We start from the raw sequence: 24281 nt of genomic DNA, 5'->3' as shown, positions 1-24281 counted from the left end.
AGCTGGTCGTCAGCTCGTCGCCTTCGCGGCGGCCTGCTGTGCTTGGGCAAGGGCGTCCGCGGGGCTGAGCGAGCCGCTCAACGCCTTCTGGATGGCCGTCCACATCGCCTCGGAGATCTTCGGGTACTTGGTCCCGAGGTTGTCGCTCGTCCGACCCTTGGCTGCCTTGACCGCCTCGACCCACGGCTTGAGGCTCGGGTCCTCGGCCAGCAGCTGCGCCTGGCCGGCGGCGGTCGGCGGGATGTAGTAGGCGAACGTCGTCGCCGTCTTGACCTGACCAGCGGTCGTGGTCATGCACTCGACGATCTTCTTCGTGGTCGCGTAGCGCGCGGTGTCCTTCTGGACCGGGATCGTGAGGAACTCTCCTCCGGTCGGAGCCGGCGCGGCGCCGCCGTTCTCGGCCGGGATCTGGATGACGCCCGTCGGGAAGCTGGCCTTGGCGGCGCTGTTGACCTGCCACGTACCGTTCTCACCGAAGGCGAACGACCCCGTGAGGAACTCTTCCCAGGTCGTGTTCTGGGAGTTGGTGATCACCGAGTTCGGTGCGTACCCCTTGTTGAGCCAGTCGCTCCACAGGGACAGCGCAGAGATCGCCTGGCTCGAGTCGAGGTTCGTCAGCTTCGCCCCCGCACCCCAGAACCACGGCAGGAACTGGAACGACCCCTCCTCGGTGCCGATCCCTGCGAAGGTGATGCCCTTCTTGCCTGCGGCCTTCACCTTGGCCAGCGCCGCGTTCAGGGAAGCCCAGTCCTTGATGCTGGCGGGGTCCACTCCTGCTTCATCGAGGATCGTCTTGTTGTAGTACAGCGCGAGCGTGTTCGCACCGATCGGGATGCCGTACGTCTTGTTGTCCATCACACCGGCAGCGAGCAGGTTCGGGTCGATGTTCGAGGTGTCGAGCCCGAGGCTCTCGGTGGTGTTGAGCATCCCGGTCGAGGCGAGCGTCGAGACGGCGGGGTTGTCCAGCAGGATGATGTCGGGCGACGTCCCTTGCTGCGCCGCGAGCAGAGCCTGGTTGGTCAGAGCCGTGGTGTCGTACGCGGTCCGCTTGATCGAGACTCCCGCAGCGGTGCCGCAGGTGTCGACGCGCTTCGCCCAGTCGGAGGAGGCGTCGTGCTGGGGGTACGGGTCCCACCACGTGTAGGTGCCGCCCGCGGCGGACGACGTGCTGCTGCCGCCGCTCCCGGAGGAACTGCACGCGGCCAGCGCTCCCCCGGAAAGGGCCAGCACACCCACCATCGCCGCCACACGGGCGGACTTGACCAGTCGCATCACTGTATTCCTCCTTGAATCGGTGACCTTCGTGACGACCGCGCCGCTCCTGACCGCGCGATACCTCGTGCTCTCCGTCGCGCGTGTCAGCGCGGCGGCGCTGTGCTCCCGCGATCGACGAGCTCGGGAGAGATGAACCGGACGACGTAGGGCTCGTCGCGCCCCTCAGGCAGGCCGATGCGACGCACGAGCTGGCGGACAGCCATCCGACCGAGCCGGTCCGGCGCACTCTCGATCGACGAGAACGGAAGCGAGAAGATCCGGGCGAACTCGTCGGAGTAGCGGCCGATCACCGAGAGATCGGTGGGGACGACCAACCCTCGCTCATGCAGGATCGACGGCAGCGCTGCCGCAACGGCCTCGTTGTGCACGAGCAGCCCGGTCGCCGACGGGTGGGCGTCGAGCACGGCGTTCACCGACCGCCCGACGGCCGGCTGGCGGGACTCACCGAAGACGGCGTGGAGCACGATCCCGCGCTTCTGGGCCTGCTCGAGCGCGGCGTCGCGCAGGCGCCACACGTACGCGCCGCCGCGAGAGACCACGTGCTCGGGCTGCGAGATCAGCACGAGCTCCCGGTGACCGAGGGCATGGAGGTGGTCGACCATCATGCGTCCCGCTTCGGGGAAGTCGAGGTCGAAGACGTCGAGACCGGCGCAGTCCGCCGGGAGGCCGATCAGCGCACCCGGCTGCGGCGCCTCGCGCAGCGCGGGGGAGTCGCACGTCGTTCTCCGCGACGTTGAGGAGCACCACGCCGTCGACCATGCGCGATTCCGTGATGCGGCGAAGCGCATGAGCGCCGTCGGCCTCGGTGACGAGAAGGATGTCGTAGCCGAGCTCTCGCGCCGTGTCCGTGACGCCCAGGATGTACTGGAGCATCGCGGGAGCGAACTCGTCGTCGAAGAACTGGGCGAGCAGACCGAGGACCATCGTCTGCGAGGTCGCGAGGGCGCGGGCACCGGCGTTGGGGATGTAGCCGAGCGCCTTGACCGCCTCGTCCACGCGATCGCGGACCTCCGCCGAGATGGCTCTCTTCCCGGACAGCGCATAGGACGCCGTGCTGCGGGAGACGCCCGCAGCACGGGCGACATCGCCAATGTTGACCACCGGAGCCTCCGCTCATCGTCGAACCGGTTCGAAGCATATGGCGCGATTCAGGCGATCTGCAAGACCCTGTCCATGAACACTGCATCGAAGCGATTCGACGTTGACGAGAAGCGCGCCCTCGGCAGAACGGAACGGGCAGACGTCGCCGCGCAACGCACCACGCCCCTCGGCGCGCACCCTCGGCGACGACCGGGCTGCCGCCCGACCCTCAGCCCTCGGTACGGAGCTGCCGCCGACGTCCCTCGAGCGCGATCAGGGTCGCGAACGCCTCCTGGTACGCCACCGGATCGGCGTCGGCGTCCATGCGCTGGAGCCTCCCCTTGGCGTCGGCGACCTGTCGCGTGAGCCCGACGTCGACCAGCTTGAGGGCGATGCTCCGGACGTACTGCGCGAGGGCCTCGGGACGGTCCTCCGGCAGCGGCGCAACGGCGAGCTCCGTCACGAGCGGCTCGATCGGCGCCGATGCCGCCTCGCGGACCTCGTCGACCCACGCCTTCGAGGAGCCCGTGGACGCGACCAGAGCGCGCGCGGCAGCCAGACCGCCTGCGGCGATGACCGCCTCGTGCACCGCACGGTAGGCCGGGACCGCGCACGCATCGATCTCGAGGGCGTCGACCTCCGTCGGGACGAGCTGCGGAAGCTGCAGCATGACCTCGAGCGCAGTCCGCTCGACGCGCGCCACCGGGTCGAGATGGGCCTCTCCTGTTGCGCCTCCCCGCTGGCCGGGGAACGCAACGCCACGGGCCCCACCCGGAGCGCGCGCGCCGCCGTCACCGCGTGACCCGCCGTCACCGCGCGCCGCACCGTCGCCACGCGGGACACCGTCGCCACGCCCCGCACCCGCCCCGGCGCGACCGGCCGACGCGACCGCACGCTGAACGCCCTCCACGTCCATGCCGAGCCACCCGGCGAGCATCCGCCCGTACTCAGGCCGCAGCGCCGTGTCCCGGATACCGGCGACCACCGGTGCAGCCGCCCGGAGCGCGTTGACGCGCCCCTCGGCGGTGCCCAGGTCGTAGCTCGTCAGCGCGGTCCGGATGACGAACTCGAACAGCGGCTGCCGGCTCGCGACGAGTGCCCCCACCGCGTCGGGCCCCTTGGCCTGGCGCAGCTCGCACGGGTCCATCCCGTTCGGCTCGACCGCCACGAAGGTCTGGGCGGAGAACGCCTGGTCCTCGCCGAACGCGCGCATCGCGGCCTTCTGCCCGGCGGCGTCCCCGTCGAACAGGAAGATGATCTCGCCCCCGACCGAGGCGCCGGAGGACAGCTGCACGCCGGCACCGGCGCCGGAGGTCCCGACGAGCCGACGCACGATCCGCGCGTGGTCCGGGCCGAACGCCGTGCCGCAGGTCGCCACCGCGGTCGGCACGCCGGAGAGGTGCGCGGCCATGACGTCCGTGTAGCCCTCGACGACGACGATCTGCTTGGCCTTGGCGATCTCCCGCTTGGCCAGGTCGATGCCGTACAACACTTGCGCCTTGTGGTAGAGCGCCGTCTCCGGGGTGTTGAGGTACTTCGGCCCCTGGTCGTCGTCGAACAGGCGACGCGCACCGAACCCGACGGTGTCCCCCGTCACCTCGCGGATCGGCCAGACCAGTCGCCCACGGAACCGGTCGTAGACGCCCCTGCTGCCCTGGCTCATGAGGCCGGTCTCGGTGATCTCCGACTCGGTGAAGCCGCGCCCCCGCAGGTGCCGAAGGAGCGAGTCCCATCCCTGCGGCGCATACCCGACACCGAACTGCTCCGCCGCCCCGCGGTCGAACCCGCGCTCGGCCAGGAACGCGCGCCCGGCCGCGCCGGCCGGCGTCAGGAGCTGCTCGGCGAAGTACGCCGCGGCGACTCGATGGGCCTCGAGCAGCCTCTGGCGCCTGCTGCCGTCCTCACCAGGGCGCGGCGCACCGCCCTCCTCGTACCGGAGGGTCAGGCCGATCCGACCCGCCAGGTACTCGACGGCCTCGGCGAACCCGAGACCGTCGATCTTCTGCAGGAACGAGATGACGTCGCCGCCCTCGCCGCAGCCGAAGCAGTGCCAGAGACCGACCTGGGGTCGGACGTGGAACGACGGCGACCGCTCGTCGTGGAACGGGCACAGGCCCTTCATCGAGCCGACGCCGGCGGACTTCAGCGTGACGTGCTCGCCGACGATCTCCTCGATCGGGGCGCGCTCGCGGACCGCCTGCACGTCCTCCCGCCGGATCCGTCCTGCCACGTGCCGAGTCTAGGTGGGATCGGCCGCACGATCGGCGCTCTCGGCGGCGATGCGGCACCGCCCGGACACTGCCCTGGCATCACCGACTCCCGCCCGCGGATCACCGCCGCGGCGGCTTGACCAGGTTCGCGTGCCACGCACCGGCGCTCACGTCCGTGAGCGAGGCGACCTGGTCGATCACGACGCGCAGCCGGGCCGCGTCGTCCGGCGCGACGGCCCAGTCCGCGGCGAACGGCGGCTCGAGAGCGAGCGGCGCCCGGTCGCTGAGGACCGTCACGAGATCCGCGAGGACCTCGCGCTGGCGCTGGTACAGCGGCTCGTGCTCGCGCGGAGCCATGACGTACGCGACCGCCAGCCCTTTGAGGACGAGGATCTCCGCCACGGTCTCGGTGGGGACGATCAGGCTGGCGGCGTACCGGGTGAGCGGACCCTCGCCGTACGCGGAGCGGGTCGCGGCCTGCGCCGACCCCGCGAACCGACCGATGAGCTGGCTCGTCGCGTCCTTGAGCGCCGCGAGCGCGCGCCGGGACCCGTCGAAGCCGTGCACCCACAGCCGGGCCTCGTTGAGCCGGTCGGCCGCGGCGAGGAGGGCATCGGCACCGACCGCGGTCCCGTACCACTCGTGGACCGCGCCGACCATCCGCGCGCGCTCGTCGTCCTGCGTGAGCACCGCGAGGTCGAACTTCCCGCCCACGACGGCGTCCTCGACGTCATGGACCGAGTAGGAGATGTCGTCCGCGAGGTCCATGACCTGCGCCTCGAGGCACTGCCTCCCGTCCGGCGCGCCCTCGCGCAGCCAGGCGAACACCGGGCTGTCGTCGTCGTACACCCCGAACTTCGGGGTCCGCCTGCCCTCCGGCGAGACCGGACCCGCGCCGTGGCGCCACGGGTACTTGACCGACGCGTCGAGGCTCGCCCGCGTGAGGTTGAGGCCTGCCGCCCGACCGTCGCCGTCCACGATCTTGGGCTCGAGCCGGGTGAGCAGCCGGAGGGTCTGGGCGTTGCCCTCGAAACCTCCGATGCCGCCGGCCATCGCCGCGAGCGCACGTTCACCGTTGTGCCCGAACGGCGGGTGCCCGAGGTCGTGCGCCAGGCACGCGGTGTCGACGACGTCCGGGTCGCAGCCGAGCGCCTTGCCGATCTCCCGGCCCACCTGGGCGACCTCGAGGGTGTGCGTCAGCCGGGTCCGTACGAAGTCGTCGGTGGACGGGCCGAGGACCTGCGTCTTCGCGCCCAGCCGGCGCAGCGCCGACGAGTGGACGATGCGGGCACGGTCCCGCTCGAACGGTGTGCGCGCGCGCGACTTGGGCGCCTCGGTGACCCACCGTTCGCGATCGACCGCCAGGTACCCGTCCGCCCGACCGTCTCCCGGTTCGTTCAGCACGTCTCGAACCCTAGTTGCTCCGACGCCCCACTCCGACGTCGGGTCAGGCGAGCCGCCAGACCTGGACGCCCGGACCGTCGCCCGGAATCCTCAGCGTGGTGGCGCCGACCGTGAGGTCCGCACCGCCGTACAGGTTCTCGGGGGCCGCGTCGGGGGAGAGCAGGTGCCGCGGGATCTCCGCACCGGGCCACGGTCCCCGCGCCGCGACCACGAGCACACGCTCGTCGTGCGTCTCGCGGAGGAACGCGACCGCGTCGGCCGCGACGACGGCCCAGCGCATGCCTCCCTCGCGCAGGGCGCGGGTCGAGCGTCGTAGCCGGATCAGCGCGCGGTAGGCCTCGAAGGTCCGGGTGTCCCAGCTTTCCGGGTGCCCCCACGGCATGGGGACACGCCCGCCCTCACCCGTCGTGCCCTCGACGCCGATCTCGTCCCCGGCGAACAGCACCGGCGTGCCCGGGACCGTGAACAGCAGACCGGCCGCGACCTCGACCAGTGCGGGGTCGCCGACGACGGTCCTGATCCGCGGGGTGTCGTGCGACCCGAGCATGTTCCACTGGTGCGCCGTGACCTGCCACGGGACGGTGGCGCCGAACTCGCGCATCGTGTCGACCATGGCCGCCCCGTCCCGGCGCGGGATCTGCGTGGGGATCCCGAGGAAGTCCAGCGGGGTGCCCGGGTCGACGAGCCACGTCCACAGCGGACGGGTGAACGCCGCGTAGTTCATGTTGGCGTTCCACCCGTCGCCGGCCAGGTCCGGCCCGGCGTCGTGGAAGTGCTCGGAGACGAGGACCGCGTCCGGGTTGATCGCACCCATCGTCTGCCGGATCGTGCGGGCGATCGCATGCGTGAAGTCGTCCGCGGCGTACCGCCCCGTCATGTTCGCGACGTCGACGCGCCAGCCGTCGAGCGAGAACGGCTCACGGAGGAACCGCCCGATCACCGAACCGGGCCCGTCGATCATCCGCCGGCGCAGCGACGGCGCCCGGTAGTTGAGCTTCGGCAGGCTCGGGATGTCGTACCAGCCGACGTAGCCCGGCTCGGCCTCCTGCCAGTAGTAGTAGGACGCCTCCTCGCTCGTCGGGTCGGCGAGGGCGCGCGAGAACCACTCGTGACCGGCGCCCGTGTGGTTGGTCGTGATGTCGCCGATCAGCCGCATCCGGCGTGCGTGCACCGCCGCGCTGAGCGACGCGAGGGCGTCGTCCCCGCCGAGCAGCGGGTCGACCGAGTCGAACGTCGACGCGTCGTACCGGTGCACCGAGCGTGCCGGGAAGATCGGGGTCAGGTAGATCGTGTCGACGCCGAGGCGCTCGAGGTGGTCCAGCCGCTGCTCGATCCCTGGCAGGTCCCCGCCGTAGTACTGCACGGCCGTCGAGCGCCCGTGCGCTGCCGGTGCCTCGTCCCACGGCGTCGGGACCGCCCACTCCGGCGCGTCGTGCCGGGCGCCCGAGCGCGAGAACCGGTCCGGGAAGATCTGGTAGACGATCGCGTCGTTCAGCCACGCCGGCGCAGGCGGGTGGACGGTGAGCCGGAAGTCCGCCGCGTCCGTGATGTCGCGCGCGTGCAGACCTCGTCCGTTGAGCCAGCGGTACCCGCCCGGCTCGTCGAGCAGTGCCCGGTACGAGGTGACGGGGTTGTGCACCGGCACCTCGGCGACGTACCAGCGCTCGTGCTCGTCCCGCGAGTCGAGCCGCGCGGGCACCATGCGCGGCTCGGCGTCGCGCACCGTGCGCACCCACACCGCGCGCTCGGCGCACGACGCCGGCACCCGGAACCGCACCGGGACGACCTCGCCGAGCCGCGGCGTGCGCTGCGGCACGTAGACCTCGGAGCCGTCGTGGTGCGGCTCGTCGAGAAGGTGGGCGACCGGTGCGTCCGACCCGCCCGACCGGCTCCCGACGTTCACCCCTTCACCGATCCGGCGGTGAGGCCCGAGACGATGTAGCGCTGGAGGAACTGGAAGAGCAGGACGATCGGGATCGCCGCGAGCACCGCGCCGGCCGCGAACACGCCCCAGTTCTGCGCGAACTGGCGACTCACGAACGCGTAGAGGCCGACGGCCAGGGTCTGCTTCGACGGGGAGTTGAGCAGCACCGACGCGAGCACGTAGTCGTTGAACGACGCGATGAAGGACAGCAGCCCGACGACCGCGAGGATCGGTGCCGTCAGGCGCAGGATCATGCCGAAGAAGATCTGCGCGTGCGAGGCACCGTCGATCATCGCGGCCTCGTCGAGCTCGCGCGGGATCGTGTTGAAGAACCCGTACATCAGGTAGGTGTTCACCCCGAGCGCCCCGCCGAGGTACACCATGATCAGGCCGACCTGGCTGTCCCGCCCGAGGATCGGGAAGACGTTCTCGAGCGCGATCAGCAGCAGGAAGATCGCGACGTACGCGAGGAGCTGCGGGAACATCTGGATCAGCAGCAGCGAGAGCAGACCGCCGCGTCGACCGCGGAACCGGAACCGCGAGAACGCGTAGGCCGCGGCCGCGCCGAGCAGGACCGTGCCGACGGCCGTGACCGAGGCGATGACGACCGTGTTGACGAACCAGTCGACGTACGGGTGCAACGGGTCGTTGAGCAGGTTGGAGTACTGGTCCAAGGTGAACGTCCCGAACAGCGAGTTCGCGGCGCTCAACGTCCCGCGCACGCTGACCGACGCCGAGAGCACGTAGATGATCGGGAAGAGCGCGAAGACCAGCGCGGCCGCTCCGACGACATGCCGCCAGCCGACCTCGCGCCACCAGCGTGCGCGGGACGTCCGGACGGCGTGGACCGATGAGGTGGCCATGTCAGTTCAGCTCCTCGAGCGCGCGGGTCTTGCGGAAGGTCGCGGCGGAGATCGACGCCACGATGAGGAAGATCAGGATCGAGATGGCGCAGGCCAGCCCGTACTGCCGGTTCACGCCCTGGAAGGCGAGCTTGTAGACGAACGAGATGAGGATGTCCGTCGACCCGACGTTGACCCCGGCGGTGAGGTCACGCGGACCTCCCTGGGTCAGCAGGTAGATGATGTTGAAGTTGTTGAAGTTGAACGCGAACGACGAGATCAGCAGCGGTGCCGTCGAGACGAGCAGCAGCGGCAGGGTGATCGAGCGGAAGATCCGCGGACCGGAGGCCCCGTCGATCTTCGCGGCCTCGATCGCGTCCGCCGGGATCGACTGCAGCGCTCCGGTGCAGACCAGGAACATGTACGGGAACCCGAGCCACAGGTTGACGAGCAGGACGGCGCCCTTCGCGAGCCAGGGGTCGTTCAGCCACGGGACCGACGCACCCCGGAGCAGCACGGTGTTGATGAACCCGAAGGTCTGGTTGAACATGCCGGCCCAGACGACGGCCGACAGGAACGCCGGCATCGCGTACGGCAGGATCAGCAGCGACCGGTACAGGCGCTGACCACGGACGCGTGGATGGTTCAGCGCGATCGCCAGGAAGAGTCCCAGCCCGAACGAGAGCAGCACGGACAGGATCGCGAAGGCGAACGTCCAGATGAGCACGGAGACGAACGGTCCGCGCAACGAGCTGTCGGTGAGGACGTCGGTGAAGTTCTTGAACCCGACGGCGACCTTCCACCCCGGTTCGATCTTCTTGCCGTTCGCATCGATGAAGTTGCCGACCTTCTCGTCGGCGCGGTACGTCCCCTCCGGTCCGGTCAGGACACCCGTGGCCGAGTCGTAGGAGTAGGTGCTCTTGTAGAGGTAGCCGACCGAGCCGTCCGTCGTGCGGATGCTGCCGGCGTTCGGGTCCGCGGAGACCGGCACCCGAAGGTCGGTGATCTCCTGCTGGCGCTGGACGATGCTGTTGAAGTCGAGGACCGAGTACCCGGGGAGCGCGGTGACGACACCGTTCGCGACCGTCGCACCGGGCGCGTCGGTCAGGGGCGAGGTCGCGGTGCCGACCTGCGGCGTCTTCCCGGGGGCCACCACGGCGAAGCCGAGGTTCGACCCCTTCTCGACGACGCTCAGGCCGTAGCTCGGCGACCCGTCCACCCGTCGCTCGTTCTGCGACAGGATCGCGGTGACCGCGTCGGACTGGGTCGAGTTGTGCCCGTCGCCCCAGTTGGTGAACGCGGTGTAGCCCGTGTACATGACCACGAACACCTGGTAGACGAGCAGGAAGAGCAGACCAGGGACGAGGTACTTCGCCGGGATCAGCCGGCGGCTCGGCACGAAGTACACGAGGTTGACGAGCAGGAGCGCGAAGGCGAGGAACCCGACGATCCCCCACGACTCGTGCGCCGACCCGGCGAAGATCCCGTAGACCCCTAGGGCGTCGACCAGGGCGACGAGAAGGAGCTTGACGACGTACCCCATCGTCAGCGAGCCGCGTGCATGGGACTCCGGACGCGGACGCCGGGACGTCTCGGTCGGGGTCGTCGGGGGTGCCGGGGGCACAGCGGTGGACATCGTCATCGAAACTCCAGCGGCGAGGCAACAGGCGATCGGGAGGTCGGCGCGGTCGGCGCGCCGGGTGGCGGGTGGCCCTCAGACGGGTGGCCCGGCTCCGGAGAGCCGGGCCACCCGCGGTGCAGAGCCGGTCAGCTCGCGGCGATCTTCGCCTTGATCGACGCCGCTGCCGTGGTCCAGGTGGACGCCGGGTCCGCGCCCTGGGCGATGGCGACCTCGGCGAGGCCCCAGTCCTGCCAGACGGCACCCATGGCCGGGATGGAGGGCTGGACCTGGCCGTTCTCGCCGGCCTTCGCGAAGCCACCGACGACCGGGTCGGTCGCGGCCTTGTCGGCCGCCGCCTTGAGAGCCGGCACACGGCCCCCGACCTCGAACAGCTTGGTCTGCGCGGCCTCGGTCGCGAGGTAGCTGAAGAACTTCTGCGCGACGAGCTTGTTCTCGCTCTTCGAGCTGAGGAAGAAGCCCTGCACGCCGACGAACGGCGCGGCAGGCTGCCCACCGGCGCTCGGGATCGGGCTGACCGCGACCTTGATGCCGGCCTTGGTGAAGTCGGGGATGTACCACGAGCCGGTCACCATGAACGGCGCCTTGCCCTGCGCGAACAGGTCACGTGCGGCGTCGCCGTTGATGTCCTTGCTGAGGATGCCGAGCTTGCCGAGCTTCGCGACGTAGTTCGCGAACGCGGTGCCCTCGGGATCGCCCAGCTTGAACTGGGTGGCGTCGTAGTCGCCCTTCGCGTCCGTGCCGAAGACGACGGAGCCGAACGAGGTCTCGATCGGGTACAGGTGGTAGGCGTCGCCGGTGTCACCCTGCTGGATCAGCACGGGGTACTTCACCTTGCCGGCGGTGACGAGGGCCTGGCCCTGGGCGATCAGGTCGTCGAAGGTGCCGGTCGGCGCGTCGGGGACCAGCGCGGTGTTCCGCACGAGCCCGATGTTCTCGTAGGCGTACGGCAGGCCGTAGAGCTGGCCGCCCGAGGACATGCCCTTGAGCGCGACGTCGAGGAACCCGCTCGCCTTGTCGCCGAGGTCGACCTTCTCGACCACACCGTTCTGCACTAGGGCGCCCGTCCAGTCGTTGGCGCCGACGATGATGTCCGGCCCCTTGCCCGTCGGCGCCTGGGCGATGAACTCGTCGCGCATCGTCCCGAAGTCCTTCTGGACGAACTGGAACTGGGTGCCCGTCTCCTTCGTGAACTCCTCGGCGACGGCCTTGACGGCTGCGGCGCGAGTGTCGTCGACCCAGACCGTGAGGGTGGTGGTCGCTGCGGGGGCTGCGCTCGTGGTCGCCGTACCCGACGGCGTCGAGCTCGAGCATGCGGCGAGACCGAGGGACAGGCCCAGGACAGCCGCAACAGAGATGCTCCGTCGCATCGTGTGTCTCCAAGAGATCGGTGGATGGGGCCGTCACCTCACGGTCACCCGCCGGCTCTGGCCTTGATGCAACGGACGCTAACTCGCTTGCAGGTCTTCCTGCAACTCGTTACGGTAACTTTCACGCAACGGTTTCAGAGGGCGGTCCCGTCCATCCCGTGGCGGTCCCGGATGAGGAGGTCCCGTGTCCCCTACGCTGACGCGTGTGCGCACCAGACTGACGGACCTCGCCGAACAGGCAGGCGTCAGCACGGCCACCGTGTCCCGGGTCCTCAACGGCAAGGCAGGGGTGTCGGCCGAGACGCGCCAGGCCGTGCTCGCGGCCCTGGACCTGCTCGGCTACGAGCGACCCGAGAAGCTCCGGACGCGCTCGGCCGGCCTCGTAGGGCTCGTCGTCCCGGAGCTCACCAACCCGGTCTTCCCCGCGTTCGCCCAGGTGATCGAGTCGATGCTCTCCGAGCGCGGCTACACGCCGCTGCTGTGCACGCAGTCGCCCGGCGGCACCACCGAGGACCAGTACGTCGAGATGCTGATCGAGCACGGGGTCGACGGGATCGTGTTCGTCTCCGGTCTGCACGCCGACACCTCCGCCAGCACCGATCGCTACCAGCGCCTGCGCAGCCGAGGCCTCCCGATCGTGCTCGTCAACGGCTTCGCCGAAGGCGTCGACGCCCCCGCGGTCTCGACCGACGACGTCGCGGCGATGGACCTCGCCGTGCGCCACCTCGTCTCCCTCGGCCACCGCACGATCGGGCTGGCCGTCGGCCCGGACCGGTTCGTCCCCACCCGACGGAAGCTCAAGGCCTTCAGCGACAACCTCATGCGGCACCTCGGGACCGACTCCACGGGGCACGTCGTCACGACGCTGTTCACCGTCGAGGGCGGTCAGGCCGCAGCCGCAGAGCTCATCTCCACCGGGCACACGGCGATCGTCTGCGGCTCCGACCTGATGGCCCTCGGTGCGATCCGGGCGGCACGGTCACGAGGTCTGCGGGTCCCTGAGGATATCTCCGTGGTCGGCTACGACGACTCCCCGCTGATCGCCTTCACGGACCCGCCGCTCACGACCGTCCGTCAACCGGTCCAGGCGATGGGGCATGCCGCGGTGACCGCGCTCGTGGCGGAGATCGGCGGCACCCGCTCGCCACGCACCGAGCTCCTGTTCCACCCTGAGCTGATCGTCCGCGAGTCGACGGGCGCAGCGCCCCTCCCCTCCTGACGGACCCCGACCGAGGACGGGCATGGACCACCCCTGCCCGCGTCCGACGACCACCCATGCCCATGACCCCAGACCACACCCGATCGAGGCAGGATCCCGTGACCACCGTGCACTCCCCCGTCCCTCTCGCCACCACCCTGGTGCACGCCGGCCCGACCGGCACCGAGTGGTGGCGTGACGCCGTCATCTACCAGGTCTACCCGCGCTCGTTCGCCGACGCGTCGGGCGACGGCGTGGGCGACATCGCCGGCATCACCTCACGCCTGGACCACCTCGCCGCCCTCGGGGTCGACGCGATCTGGCTCTCGCCCTTCTACCGGTCACCGCAGGCCGACGCCGGCTACGACGTCGCCGACTACCGCGACGTCGACCCGCTCTTCGGCACCCTCGCGGACATCGACCTCATGCTCACCCGGGCGCATGCCCTCGGCCTGCGGGTGATCGTGGACCTCGTCCCGAACCACACGTCCGACGACCACGTCTGGTTCCAGGAGGCGCTCACCGCCGGTCCCGGCAGCCCGGAGCGCGCCCGCTACCACTTCCGCGACGGCCGGGGCACGTCGGGTGAGCTGCCCCCGAACAACTGGGAGTCGATCTTCGGCGGACCGGCCTGGACGCGGGTCGACACGCGCCCCGGCGCCGAGGCAAGCGACCGCCAGTGGTACCTGCACATGTTCGACACGCGCCAGCCGGACCTCAACTGGGACCAGCCGGAGGTACGCCAGGAGTTCGAGAGCATCCTGCGCTTCTGGCTCGACCGTGGCGTCGACGGCTTCCGCGTCGACGTGGCCCACGGCATGGTCAAGGCACCCGGTCTTCCCGACTGGGACGGTGCCGTCTCGATGATCGACGGATCGAGCGACGACCCGGCCGGGGCGACCGACCCCACGCGCGTGGCGCCGGGTGACACCGACGACGGCTCGCACCATGGCCCGATGTTCGACCAGGACGGCGTCCACGACATCTACCGCTCCTGGCACCGCGTGCTCGCCGAGTACGACGGCGACCGCGCGCTGGTCGCCGAGGCGTGGGTCGAACCCCTCGCGCGCCTGGCCCGCTACGTGCGGCCCGACGAGATGCACCAGGCGTTCAACTTCGCCTTCCTCACGGCGCACTGGGACGCCGCCGCCCTGCGCGCCGTCGTCACGGCCTCGCTCGAGGCGAGCGACGCCGTCGGGGCGCCGACGACCTGGGTGCTGTCGAACCACGACGTGGTCCGGCACACCTCGCGCCTGGGTCTCTCGGAGCCGGGCGCCCGCCCGAACGGGATCGGTCACGGCGACGAGCAGCCCGACGAGGCCCTCGGGCTCCGGCGCGCGCGAGCGGCCACGCTGCTCATGCTCGGCCTCCCGGGCTCGGCGTACCTGTACCAGGGCGAGGAGCTCGGCCTGCCCGAGCACACCGCCCTCGACGACGACCTCCGGCAGGACCCCGCCTGGTGGCGCTCGGGCTACACCGAGCGGGGGCGCGACGGCTGCCGCGTGCCCCTGCCCTGGTCCGGCTCCGAGCCGGCGTTCGGATTCTCGACCACCGGCCGGGCCTGGCTGCCCCAGCCGTCGACGTGGTCCGCCTACGCCGCGGACGTCCAGGCCGGTGTCCCCGGGTCGACGCTCGAGCTGTACCGGTCGGCACTCGCGCTGCGCCACGAGCACCGCCTCGGCTCGGGCACCCTTGCCTGGGCCGACCAGTGGTCCGACGCGCCCGGAGTCGTCGCCCTGGTGAACGGTGACGTCCTGGTCGTCACCAACCTCGGGGACGCACCCGTGGTCCTCCCGGTCGGCGCACGCGTGCTCGTGAGCAGTGCCGAGCCGGCGGACGACGGGACGGGAGCTACGGCCGTTCCCGTCGACGCGACCGTGTGGGCCGCGCTCGCCTGACCCTGCGGGCCCCGCCACGGGTGCTGCGCGGCGCCGCACAGCGCGGCGTCCGTGCAGCGCCGTGCCGGCACACCGGGGTGAGGCGCGTCAGCCCCCCTGCCTGGCGCCGACGTGGATCGCGACCGCGCCCCCGGCCGGGACGGCGAGCGCGGCGCTCCCGTCGTCGGCCACCGTGACGGTCGTCCCGGTGCACCTCCCGTCGACGAGCGCGCCGGTGATCACGTCGCAGTACGTGCCGGGCGCGAGGCCGGTCGGCAGAGTCGTCGAGAACGGCGTCGAGCCGGCGTCGACCGCGACGAACCCGCGGGAGCCACGACCGAAGGCGAACGCGTCGGACCCGTCGTCCCACCAGTGCGTCATCGGCGCGTCACCCACGGCGGACCGCCACCCGACCATGCCGTCGACCACCTGCCAGCGCTGCTGGCAGACCCACTGGCCCGGGGTGTAGGTCGTCGTCGGCCCCACCCCTGCGGCACAGGTCGCATCGAGCACGCGGCCGTCGGCGTCCTGCACCGGACCGGCGTCCTTGCTCGTGAACGCGTACCCGGAGTGCACCTCCGGCGTGCCGTACGGAGAGGCGAGCAGCAGGACGTTCGCGAGGGCGTAGGTCGTCCCCTGCTGGTAGCTCAGCGTGGTGCCGTTGCGCTCGGTGTCGTGGTTGTCGACGAAGACCACCGCATCGGCAGAGTCGACGAACCCCCAGGCCGGGCCGAGATCCCGGTAGAGGCTCGCCGTCCCGCCGGTCAGCAGGCCCTTGACGGCCACGGCCCAGCCGAACTCGTCGACCTTGCCGTTCCCGACGTACTGCTCGGGCGTGATCGGCTCCCCTGCCCCGCGGATGACCTCCTGGACGATCATCGTGTCGCGCGGGAGCTGGCCGACGATCGCGGCGATGTCGTCGACCGGCATGTGCTTGGCCGCGTCGATCCGGAACCCGTCGATCCCGAGAGACCGCAGGTCCTTCAGGTACGCGACGATCGTGCTGCGCACGTGCGCCGTCCCGGTCGCGAGGTCGGCGAGGTTGACGAGCTCGCAGAACCTCACCTGGGTGGCGTCCTTGTAGTTCACGATGTCGTCGTTCGGCGTCAGCCCGCAGTGGTGGAAGTCACCGGCGGCGTCGGAGTACAGCCCCGGGTAGTCGTAGTGCGAGTACGGGGAGCCTGCCCAGCCGACCCCTGGCGTGTCCTTGCCCGTCATGTGGTTGATCACGGCGTCCGCGAGGACCTTGACGCCCGCGCGGTGGCACGTGGAGATCATGGACCGGTACTCGTCGCGGGTCCCGAGCCGCGATTCGACGCGGTAGCTCACCGGCTGGTACGAGGTCCACCACGCGGAGCCGGTCACGTGCTCCTGCGGTGGGGAGGTCAGCACCCAGGCGAACCCGGCAGGGCCGATCGTGTCGGTGCACTCGCGGGCGATCGCGTTCCAGGTCCACTGGAAGAGCTGGACACCGACGTCGCGGGTGCCTGCCGGATCACCGGGTCCAGGGGCGGCGCGACCCGAACCGCAGCCGCTCAGGACCAGGAGGACCGCGACGGCCGCTCCGCACCACCTCAGTCGCGCACGAGCACCCTGCACCAGCTCCTCCTACCGTCGTCGCCGTTGACCGCGCTGCAAGCGTACAGAAACTTGCAGCCCGGCGGGCGAGACGATCGTCGGAGCCCGACGGCGAGATCCTCAGCCCCCGGAGACGCTCAGCTCCGCCTCGTGCAGAGCCACCCGGAACTCCTCGGACAGCTCACGCGAGTCGAGCCACCCCTCCGGGAGGGCCGGCCGCTTGGGCGACCCGGCCCGGCCCCGCTGACCCTCGGCCGCAGCACCCGGGTACGGCTGGTCGAGGTCGAGCCGCGCGAGCAGGTCCTCGAGCTCGGCGAGGCTCGAGACCAGCCCCAGGGCCGCGCGGAGCTCACCGCCGACCACGTAGCCCTTGAAGTACCACGCCATGTGCTTGCGCATCTCGCGCAGCGCCCGCGACTCCTCGCCGATGTGCTGGACCATCAGCTCGGCGTGCCGGTGCACGACGCCGGCGACGTGCCGCAGCCCCGGGCGCACGCGCGCGTCGGACCCCGCGAACGCCGCCGCGAGGTCGGCGAACAGCCACGGGCGCCCCTGGCAGCCCCGCCCGACGACGACACCGTCGCAACCGGTCTGCGCCACCATCGCGAGCGCGTCCTCGGCCGACCAGATGTCACCGTTGCCGAGCACCGGGATCTCGGTCACCGTCTCCTTGAGCCGCGCGATGGCCTCCCAGTCCGCGTGACCCGAGTAGTAGTCGGCCGCGGTCCGCGCATGCAGCGCGACCGCCGCCACGCCGACGTCCTGCGCGATCAGACCGGCCTCGAGATAGGTGAGGTGCTCCTCGTCGATCCCCTTGCGCATCTTCACCGTGACCGGCACGCCGTACGGCGCCGCGGCGTCGACGGCCGCCCGCACGATCGACGTGAACAGGTCCCGCTTCCACGGGAGCACCGCCCCGCCGCCCTTGCGCGTCACCTTGGGGACCGGGCACCCGAAGTTGAGGTCGACGTGGTCGGCCCGGTCCTCGCTCGCGATCAGCCGGACCGCCGCACCGACCGTCGCCGGGTCGACGCCGTACACCTGCACCGACCGCGGCTTCTCGTCGGGCTCGTGGGAGATGATCCGCATCGACTCCTCGCCGCGCTCGACCAGCGCGCGCGAGGTCACCATCTCGGCGACGTACAGCCCGGCACCCGACTCCCGGCACAGACGCCGGAACGCGGCGTTCGTCACGCCCGCCATCGGCGCGAGGACCACCGGGGTGTCGATCGTCAGCGGACCGATCCGCAACGGCGGGAGCACACGACCGGCCGTCGTCGCGGGGTCGGGGAGCGAGGTCGCTGTCGTCACCGCGCCATTCTCCCCCCACGCCCGGAGGCACTCCCCGAACAGGTCCGGGCGCACCCGGCCCCGGCAGGCCCCTGTGCGCGGCCCCCGCCGTCGTCGCGGGCGCGTCAGCCGAGCAGCCACCCGTTCTCACGCGCGATGCGCACCGCCTCCGCCCTCGTGCGGGCGCCGGTCTTCCCCATCGCGGCCGAGAGGTAGTTGCGCGCGGTCCCCTCGGACACGAGCGTCGCCCGCGCGATGTCGGCGACCGTCCCCCCGTCGGCCGCGGCGCGCAGGACGTCCTGCTCGCGCTCGGTCAGCGGGCTCGCGCCGGCGACGAGCGACTCGACCGCCAGGGTCGGGTCCACGACCCGCAGCCCGGCGGCGACCCGCCGGACGGCATCGGCGAGCTGGGCCGCCGGGGTGTCCTTCACCACGAAGCCCGACGCACCCGCCTCGAGCGCGCGTCTGACGTACCCCGGCCGCCCGAAGGTCGTCACGACGAGCACACGGCACGAGGGCACGGCCGCCCGGAGCTCCCGCGCCGCGGCGATCCCGTCGAGCCCCGGCATCTCCACGTCGAGCAGCGCCACGTCCGGTCGGTGCTCGCGGGCGGCCGCCACGACCTCGTCCCCGCGACCCACCTGGCACACGACCTCGAGGTCCGCCTCGAGCTCGAGGAGCGCGGCGAGCGCACCCCGGACGAGTGCCTGGTCGTCGGCGAGGAGCAGCCGGATCGTGTCGCTCATCGGTCGTCCCCTCGCTCGACGCACAGCTCGAACCCACCCGAGGCGGAGCGGCCGAGCACGACCCGCGCACCGGCGGCGGCCGCGCGCTCGCGGAGCCCGACGAGCCCGTTCCCTCCCGTCGTCCGTCCGTCCGGGCCGACACCGTCGTCGCTGACCCGCACGCCCGACGGCGTGAGCGTGATCTCGCACGTCCGGGCCGCCGCATGGCGCACCACGTTCGTCGTCCCCTCACGGACGGTCCACGCGAACAGCTCGCGCAGGTCCTCGGGGACGTCGTCCGCGGCCGACGGGAGGTGGGCGTCGACCCCCGCAGCCTCGAGCGCGACACGAGCCGACGCGAGCTCGTTCGCGAGGCTCACCTCACGGAAGCCCGACACGGTCGCCCGCACGTCCACGAGCGCAGCCCGGGCGAGGGACTCGACGTCGGCGATCTCGCGCGCGGCACGCTCCGGGTCGCCCGGCAGCAGGCGGCCCGCCAGCTCGGCCTTGATCGTGATCACCGTGAGCGAGTGCCCGAGGATGTCGTGCACGTCGCGGGCCATCCGTTCCCGCTCGCGGGCGACCGCCAGATCCGCGAGCTCGGTCCGCGCGCGGGCCAGGTCGACGTTCCGGGCCATCACCTGGGTGACCCCGAACACCGCGACCGACGCGAGGACGATCTGCAGCCCGAGGCTGTCGATCGGCGTCCAGCCGCGCAGGTGCCGCGGGAGCACCTCACTCGCGACCACCATCACCGCGACGACGAGCACCGCCTGACGCACCGCGAGGAAGAACACGCTCGACACCGCGATGAACACCAGGCCGGCGAGGGCCTCCTCGCGCGCGGCCAGGCTCATCCCCACGACGAGAGCGGCCTCGACCGCCAGCACGAGCCACGTCTCCCGGTCGCGCGGGGCATCCGCTCCGCGGAGCCGGCGACTGCGCACCCGGTAGAAGCCCGCGAGGAACACCGCAGCGAAGCCGACGACGCTCAGCAGCGAGACCGTACGCGCGAGACCGGGGGCCGTCGACCATGCGGCCGACCACGGGTAGCTGAGGTACACGAGCCAGATCGCCGCGAACAGCGGACCGAGGTGGCGGGTCCACCGCGTACGACCGGCCACGAACGCGGCATCGGGCTCCCGACGGGTGCTCACGGCGTTCACCGTAGCGCCCGCCCGGAGCCCTGGGCCGGAGTGGGTCACACCCGGGCGGTGTCGTGCCGGAACCGCCACACGGCGCCCGCCCCGAAGACCGCCGCCCACACGACCACGTTGGCGACCGACGTGAACGTCACGCCGGTGCCGACCAGGGGTGCCCGGACGAGCTCCGCGAGGCCGTACAACGGTGTGACCTTGCCGATCGTCGCGAAGACCCCGTCCCCGAGCGGGACGAACAGCCCGCCGGCGAACGAGAGGACCGCGAGTGCGGGCCCGAGCAGCTGCATGACGTTCTCGGCCGCGAGCAGGTAGCCCATGAACAGGCCGAACGCGGCGAACACGATCGAGCCGATCCAGGCGGTCAGGCCCGTGACGATCCACACGGACACGTCGGCCTGAGCGCCCTCGGCGAGCCCGACGAGGTAGACGACGACGACCGACGCGAGCCCCAGCACCATCGCGATCGACACCTTGATCGCGATGTACGCCGACGGTCGCAGCGGCGTCAGCCGGAGCTGGCGGCTCCAGCCCTGGGCGCGTTCGACCGAGACCATCGCACCGCCGCTCGTCGTCGCGAGCATCGCACCGTACAGTGCCATCGAGATCATCACGTACGCCGTGACGTTGCCGTTGCCGGCCGACGTCGTGCGGTAGCTCCCGGAGGTGCCGAAGATGAGGAAGAACATCGGCGGCATGATCAGCGTGAAGATGACCGTGCGGCGGTTGCGGAGCAGTCGTCGCAGCTCGATGCCCAGGAACGTGGCGTTCACGCCGCCGTGCCGACGGAGCCCGGTGGCTCGCGCCGCCTCGGGTGCCGGGGCGGTTGGGGTACTCAGGGTCGTGCTCATCACAGGCTCCCGTCAGGGGTCGAGGTGGTCGTGCGGTCCGAGGTGAGGGCGATGAACGCATCCTCGAGACCGAGGCCCCCGATCTCGAGGTCGGTCGCGTCCGTGGTGGTCAAGAGGTACCGGGCGACGGCGTCCGAGTCACGTGTCTGCAGCAGCACCCGCTCGCCCCGGACCTCGGCCCGGTCGACGCCCGGAACCGAGGCGAGCTGCTCGGGCCGTGCGCCCGGGATCCTCGCGGAGACGACCCGACCGGCCGCGAGGTTCTTGACCTGCGCCGAGGTGCCGTCGGCGACGACCTGGCCGTGCCGGACGAGTACCACCCGGTCCGCGTACGCGTCGGCCTCCTCGAGGTAGTGCGTCGCGAAGACGATCGTGCGGCCGCGAGCGGCGTCGGCACGGATCGCCGACCAGAACTCACGGCGCCCCTCGACGTCCATGCCGGTCGTCGGCTCGTCGAGGACGAGAAGGTCGGGGTCCGGGAGGAGGGCGAGCGCGAACCGCAGCCGCTGCTGCTGGCCCCCGGAGCACGAGCCGACCCGGCGGTCCCCGATCGAGGCGATCCCGGCACGTTCGAGGACCTCGTCGACCGGTCGGGCGACAGCGAACAGCGAGGCGGTGAGCCGGATGGTCTCCTCGACCGTGAGGTCCTTGAGGAGACCACCGCTCTGGAGGACGGCGGAGACCTTCCCCGCGGCGATCGCCTCGCGCGGTTCGAGGCCGAAGATCCGCGCGGTGCCGCTGTCCGGCTGGGAGAAGCCGAGGAGCATGTCGATCGTCGTGGTCTTGCCCGCACCGTTCGGGCCGAGGAACGCGAGGACCTCGCCGGCCTCGACCTGGAGGTCCAGGCCGTCGACGGCCCGCACGGGGCCGAAGGTCTTGGTCAGGCCGCGCAGGTCGATCGCGCGCTCCGTGGTGGTGAGTCCGGCAGGTGCCGGCAGCGTGGTGGTCATGGCAGCGATCCTGTCGCGTGCGCGGCTGGTCGACGCCGGGCGACCGTCATCGACCTGGCATGACATCTGTCATGCCGCTCCCGGCAGCTCGCGCACCCGGCACCACGGGATGCCGAGCGGGCGTGCACCGAGCACTCAACCGGTACCGGCACAATCTGGTGCTATGCGCCTCGGCAGTGGTACCGCAGCACGGTCGACCGTGGTGCTTGCGGCCGTCCTCGTCCCCGTCGGCATCGCGGCTCTGATCGGCATGGTGGCGCTCTGGCCCGGGGCGCCACGGGCCGCCGCACGCGAGATCACCGAGGTCGGTGTCACCTACCCGACGGCGGAGGTGACCTCGACCGAGGAGTCGAGCTGCACCGGCACCACCGAGAACCGCCTGCCCGACGGCACGATCCCGACGACCGTCCCGTGCCTGCGCGTGCACGCGACGGTCACGAGCGGTCCGGCGACCGGCCGTCCGATCGCGATCTGGGCCACCGCGATGCTCACGGCGCAGGACGTGCCGCGCGGGACCTCGATCGTCGTGGAGCACTACCCGGCGTCGGGGCAGGACCCCGAGGTGTGGGCGTGGCACGACTTCGCGCGGTCGTTCCCGCTCGCGACCCTCGCCCTCGCCTTCGCGGCCGTCACGATCGCCGTCGCGCGCATGCGCGGCCTGCGCGCCCTGGTCGGGCTGGCGATCGCCTTCGGCGTCGTCGGGACGTTCATCCTGCCCGGGTTGCTGGCGGGCGAGAACCCGCTGCTGGTCGGTCTCGTCGGGTCCACCGTGATCATGTACGCGGTGCTGTACCTCGCGCACGGCTTCTCGCGGCGCAGCTCAACGGCGCTCGTCGGGACGGTCGCCGGTCTGGCGGTCACGGCCGGGCTCGGAGTGATCGCCGCGAGCGCCGCCCACGTGACGGGGGTCAGCTCGGAGGACTCCTACCGGCTCGCCACCATGATCGGGGCCGACGGCGCGGACCAGCTGCGCGGGCTGTTCCTGTGCGGCGTGGTGCTCGCGGGGCTCGGTGTCCTCAACGACGTCACGATCACGCAGGCCTCGGCGGTGTGGGAGCTGCGGTCGTCGGCGCCGGAGGCGAGCAGACGCGTGCTGTTCTCGCGCGCGATGCGGATCGGGCGGGACCACATCGCCTCGACGGTCTACACGATCGCGTTCGCCTATGCCGGGGCGTCGCTCCCGATCCTGCTGCTGGTGCAGGTCTACCGGCTCTCCCTGGTGCAGACACTGACGAGCGGCCAGTTCGCCGAGGAGATCGTCCGCACGCTCGTCGGCTCGATCGGCCTGGTCCTCGCGATCCCGCTCACGACCGCGATCGCGACGCTCGTGGCGACGTCCGAGCCGGTCAGCACCCGCCGACGCCACCGCGTGGCCGAGCCCCTGTCCCACGCCCACCACTGACAAGCACCCCGTGCCGTCCGAGCCCCGTCAAGTGGAGCGATGTGCGCGACACGCCCCGGCGTGTCGCTGCACATCGCTCCACTTGACGGGAGGGAACGGGGGTCAGGCGCCGATCAGGCGGGCGGCGAGGTAGCCGGAGACCTGGTCGAGGGCGACGCGCTCCTGCGACATGTCGTCACGGTGGCGGATCGTCACGGCCTGGTCGTCCAGGGTGTCGAAGTCGACGGTGATGCAGAACGGCGTGCCGATCTCGTCCTGGCGGCGGTACCGACGCCCGATCGCCCCGGCGTCGTCGAAGTCGACGTTCCATGCCCGGCGCAGCTCGGCGGCGAGGTCGCGCGCCTTCGGGGAGAGCTGCTCGTTGCGCGACAGCGGGAGGACCGCGGCCTTCACCGGTGACAGCCGCGGGTCGAGCTTGAGCACCGTCCGGACGTCGACCCCACCCTTGGTGTTCGGGGCCTCGTCCTCGGTGTAGGACTCCACGAGGAACGCCATCAGGGAGCGGGTCAGGCCGGCGGCCGGCTCGATCACGTACGGCACCCAGCGCTCGTTCTTGGCCTGGTCGAAGTACGACAGGTCGGCACCCGAGTGCGTCGAGTGGGTCGTGAGGTCGAAGTCGGTGCGGTTCGCGATGCCCTCGAGCTCGCCCCACTCGCTGCCCTGGAAACCGAAGCGGTACTCGATGTCGACGGTGCGCTTCGAGTAGTGCGAGAGCTTCTCCTTCGGGTGCTCGTAGTGCCGCAGGTTCTCGGCGGAGATGCCCAGGTCCGTGTACCAGGCGGTCCGGGTGTCGATCCAGTACTGGTGCCAGTCCTCGTCGGTGCCGGGCTCGACGAAGAACTCCATCTCCATCTGCTCGAACTCGCGCGTCCGGAAGATGAAGTTCCCCGGGGTGATCTCGTTGCGGAACGACTTGCCGATCTGGCCGATGCCGAACGGCGGCTTCTTGCGGCTCGTCGTGACGACGTTGGCGAAGTTCACGAAGATGCCCTGCGCGGTCTCCGGCCGCAGGTAGTGCAGGCCGGACTCGTCCTCGACCGGGCCGAGGTACGTCTTGAGCATCATGTTGAAGTCGCGCGGCTCGGTCCACTTCCCGCGGGTGCCGCAGTTGGGGCACGCGATCTCCGCGAGACCACCCTCGGGGGCGCGGCCCTTCTTCTCCTCGAACTCCTCGAGCATCTGGTCCTCACGGAACCGCTTGTGGCAGCTGAGGCACTCGGTCAGCGGGTCGGTGAAGACGCCGACGTGACCCGAGGCGACCCAGACCTGCCTCGGCAGGATCACCGACGAGTCGAGCCCGACGATGTCCTCGCGGCTGGTGACCATGGTGCGCCACCACTGCTTCTTGATGTTCTCCTTGAGCTCGACACCGAGCGGTCCGTAGTCCCATGCCGACCGCGTGCCGCCGTAGATCTCCCCCGACGGGAAGACGAAGCCACGGCGCTTGGCGAGAGAGATGACGGAGTCGAGACGAGACGGTGCGGCCACGGGTGATCACTCCTGGGTGCG

General features: G+C 71.2%; 18 protein-coding genes and 1 pseudogene. 3 read left to right on the top strand and 16 right to left on the bottom strand.

The genetic code is table 11. The features are described from left to right. Nucleotides 1-9 precede the first annotated feature (9 nt). The 9 genes and pseudogenes from LJB74_RS16985 to LJB74_RS16945 all read right to left on the bottom strand — a co-directional run bounded on the left by LJB74_RS16985 (nt 10) and on the right by LJB74_RS16945 (nt 11744). Entirely contained in the window at nt 10-1272 is a 1263-nt protein-coding gene (locus tag LJB74_RS16985) for an extracellular solute-binding protein (RefSeq protein ID WP_259309644.1), read from the bottom strand. 86 nt (nt 1273-1358) lie between these two features. Next, nucleotides 1359-2063, bottom strand: a complete 705-nt coding sequence (locus LJB74_RS16980) for a LacI family DNA-binding transcriptional regulator (protein WP_259309643.1) — start codon at nt 2061-2063, stop codon at nt 1359-1361. Between the two features lie 229 nt (nt 2064-2292). Beyond that, a pseudogene (locus tag LJB74_RS16975) lies at nt 2293-2376 on the bottom strand (LacI family DNA-binding transcriptional regulator); the annotation flags it as partial. Between the two features lie 208 nt (nt 2377-2584). Next, nucleotides 2585-4585, bottom strand: coding sequence for a DNA primase (gene dnaG / locus LJB74_RS16970; protein ID WP_259309642.1), 2001 nt, complete (start codon nt 4583-4585; stop codon nt 2585-2587). 100 nt (nt 4586-4685) lie between these two features. Continuing rightward, nucleotides 4686-5969, bottom strand: coding sequence for a deoxyguanosinetriphosphate triphosphohydrolase (locus tag LJB74_RS16965; protein ID WP_259309641.1), 1284 nt, complete (start codon nt 5967-5969; stop codon nt 4686-4688). 43 nt (nt 5970-6012) lie between these two features. After that, on the bottom strand, nt 6013-7872 hold the full coding sequence (locus LJB74_RS16960) for a glycoside hydrolase family 13 protein (protein WP_259309640.1): 1860 nt from the start codon (nt 7870-7872) through the stop codon (nt 6013-6015). After that, nucleotides 7869-8756, bottom strand: a complete 888-nt coding sequence (locus LJB74_RS16955; RefSeq protein ID WP_259309639.1) for a sugar ABC transporter permease — start codon at nt 8754-8756, stop codon at nt 7869-7871. Before LJB74_RS16955 ends, LJB74_RS16960 begins: the two co-directional genes overlap by 4 nt. 1 nt (nt 8757) lies before the next feature. Next, nucleotides 8758-10377, bottom strand: a complete 1620-nt coding sequence (locus LJB74_RS16950) for an ABC transporter permease subunit (protein ID WP_259309638.1) — start codon at nt 10375-10377, stop codon at nt 8758-8760. Between the two features lie 125 nt (nt 10378-10502). Next, nucleotides 10503-11744, bottom strand: a complete 1242-nt coding sequence (locus LJB74_RS16945; RefSeq protein WP_259309637.1) for an extracellular solute-binding protein — start codon at nt 11742-11744, stop codon at nt 10503-10505. Between the two features lie 205 nt (nt 11745-11949). Between LJB74_RS16945 and LJB74_RS16940 the strand changes: the two genes are divergently transcribed. Both LJB74_RS16940 and LJB74_RS16935 read left to right on the top strand, forming a co-directional pair. Further along, nucleotides 11950-12963 carry a LacI family DNA-binding transcriptional regulator gene (locus LJB74_RS16940; protein ID WP_396125189.1) on the top strand — a complete coding sequence of 338 codons (1014 nt, stop codon included), beginning with the start codon at nt 11950-11952 and terminating at the stop codon, nt 12961-12963. A gap of 62 nt (nt 12964-13025) precedes the next feature. After that, entirely contained in the window at nt 13026-14840 is a 1815-nt protein-coding gene (locus tag LJB74_RS16935) for a glycoside hydrolase family 13 protein (RefSeq protein WP_396125237.1), read from the top strand. Between the two features lie 87 nt (nt 14841-14927). Here the strand turns inward: LJB74_RS16935 and LJB74_RS16930 are convergent, their stop codons facing one another. The 6 genes from LJB74_RS16930 to LJB74_RS16905 form a co-directional block, all read right to left on the bottom strand. Further along, nucleotides 14928-16418, bottom strand: coding sequence for an alpha-amylase family protein (locus tag LJB74_RS16930; RefSeq protein WP_259309635.1), 1491 nt, complete (start codon nt 16416-16418; stop codon nt 14928-14930). 99 nt (nt 16419-16517) lie between these two features. Beyond that, the gene (gene dusB / locus LJB74_RS16925; RefSeq protein ID WP_259309634.1) at nt 16518-17708 is read right to left on the bottom strand and encodes a tRNA dihydrouridine synthase DusB; all 1191 of its coding nucleotides are present in this window, start codon (nt 17706-17708) and stop codon (nt 16518-16520) included. A 104-nt stretch (nt 17709-17812) separates the two neighbouring features. Continuing rightward, nucleotides 17813-18433, bottom strand: coding sequence for a response regulator transcription factor (locus tag LJB74_RS16920; protein WP_259309633.1), 621 nt, complete (start codon nt 18431-18433; stop codon nt 17813-17815). After that, nucleotides 18430-19569, bottom strand: a complete 1140-nt coding sequence (locus LJB74_RS16915) for a sensor histidine kinase (RefSeq protein WP_259309632.1) — start codon at nt 19567-19569, stop codon at nt 18430-18432. Before LJB74_RS16915 ends, LJB74_RS16920 begins: the two co-directional genes overlap by 4 nt. A 44-nt stretch (nt 19570-19613) precedes the next feature. After that, nucleotides 19614-20420 carry an ABC transporter permease gene (locus LJB74_RS16910; protein WP_259309631.1) on the bottom strand — a complete coding sequence of 269 codons (807 nt, stop codon included), beginning with the start codon at nt 20418-20420 and terminating at the stop codon, nt 19614-19616. Beyond that, nucleotides 20420-21370, bottom strand: a complete 951-nt coding sequence (locus tag LJB74_RS16905) for an ABC transporter ATP-binding protein (RefSeq protein WP_259309630.1) — start codon at nt 21368-21370, stop codon at nt 20420-20422. Before LJB74_RS16905 ends, LJB74_RS16910 begins: the two co-directional genes overlap by 1 nt. 163 nt (nt 21371-21533) lie before the next feature. On the opposite strand from LJB74_RS16905, the gene LJB74_RS16900 reads away from it, so the two are divergent. After that, nucleotides 21534-22772 carry a YibE/F family protein gene (locus LJB74_RS16900; RefSeq protein WP_259309629.1) on the top strand — a complete coding sequence of 413 codons (1239 nt, stop codon included), beginning with the start codon at nt 21534-21536 and terminating at the stop codon, nt 22770-22772. A gap of 102 nt (nt 22773-22874) precedes the next feature. Here the strand turns inward: LJB74_RS16900 and LJB74_RS16895 are convergent, their stop codons facing one another. After that, entirely contained in the window at nt 22875-24260 is a 1386-nt protein-coding gene (locus tag LJB74_RS16895; RefSeq protein ID WP_259309628.1) for a glycine--tRNA ligase, read from the bottom strand. Nucleotides 24261-24281 lie beyond the last annotated feature (21 nt).

The sequence above is a fragment of the Cellulomonas sp. P24 genome, assembly GCF_024704385.1.
GTDB lineage: Bacteria > Actinomycetota > Actinomycetes > Actinomycetales > Cellulomonadaceae > JAJDFX01.
The sequence above is the reverse complement of the archived record's forward strand: the minus strand, read 5'-3'. Positions and strand labels throughout refer to the sequence as shown.

Coding starts and splice junctions, on each gene's coding strand:
- LJB74_RS16985 (WP_259309644.1), bottom strand. CDS start 1,272: ATGCGACTGGTCAAGTCCGCCCGTGTGGCGGCGATGGTGGGTGTGCTG.
- LJB74_RS16980 (WP_259309643.1), bottom strand. CDS start 2,063: ATGCGCTTCGCCGCATCACGGAATCGCGCATGGTCGACGGCGTGGTGC.
- LJB74_RS16955 (WP_259309639.1), bottom strand. CDS start 8,756: ATGGCCACCTCATCGGTCCACGCCGTCCGGACGTCCCGCGCACGCTGG.
- LJB74_RS16950 (WP_259309638.1), bottom strand. CDS start 10,377: ATGACGATGTCCACCGCTGTGCCCCCGGCACCCCCGACGACCCCGACC.
- LJB74_RS16945 (WP_259309637.1), bottom strand. CDS start 11,744: ATGCGACGGAGCATCTCTGTTGCGGCTGTCCTGGGCCTGTCCCTCGGT.
- LJB74_RS16935 (WP_396125237.1), top strand. CDS start 13,026: ATGACCCCAGACCACACCCGATCGAGGCAGGATCCCGTGACCACCGTG.
- LJB74_RS16920 (WP_259309633.1), bottom strand. CDS start 18,433: ATGAGCGACACGATCCGGCTGCTCCTCGCCGACGACCAGGCACTCGTC.
- LJB74_RS16910 (WP_259309631.1), bottom strand. CDS start 20,420: ATGAGCACGACCCTGAGTACCCCAACCGCCCCGGCACCCGAGGCGGCG.
- LJB74_RS16905 (WP_259309630.1), bottom strand. CDS start 21,370: ATGACCACCACGCTGCCGGCACCTGCCGGACTCACCACCACGGAGCGC.
- LJB74_RS16900 (WP_259309629.1), top strand. CDS start 21,534: ATGCGCCTCGGCAGTGGTACCGCAGCACGGTCGACCGTGGTGCTTGCG.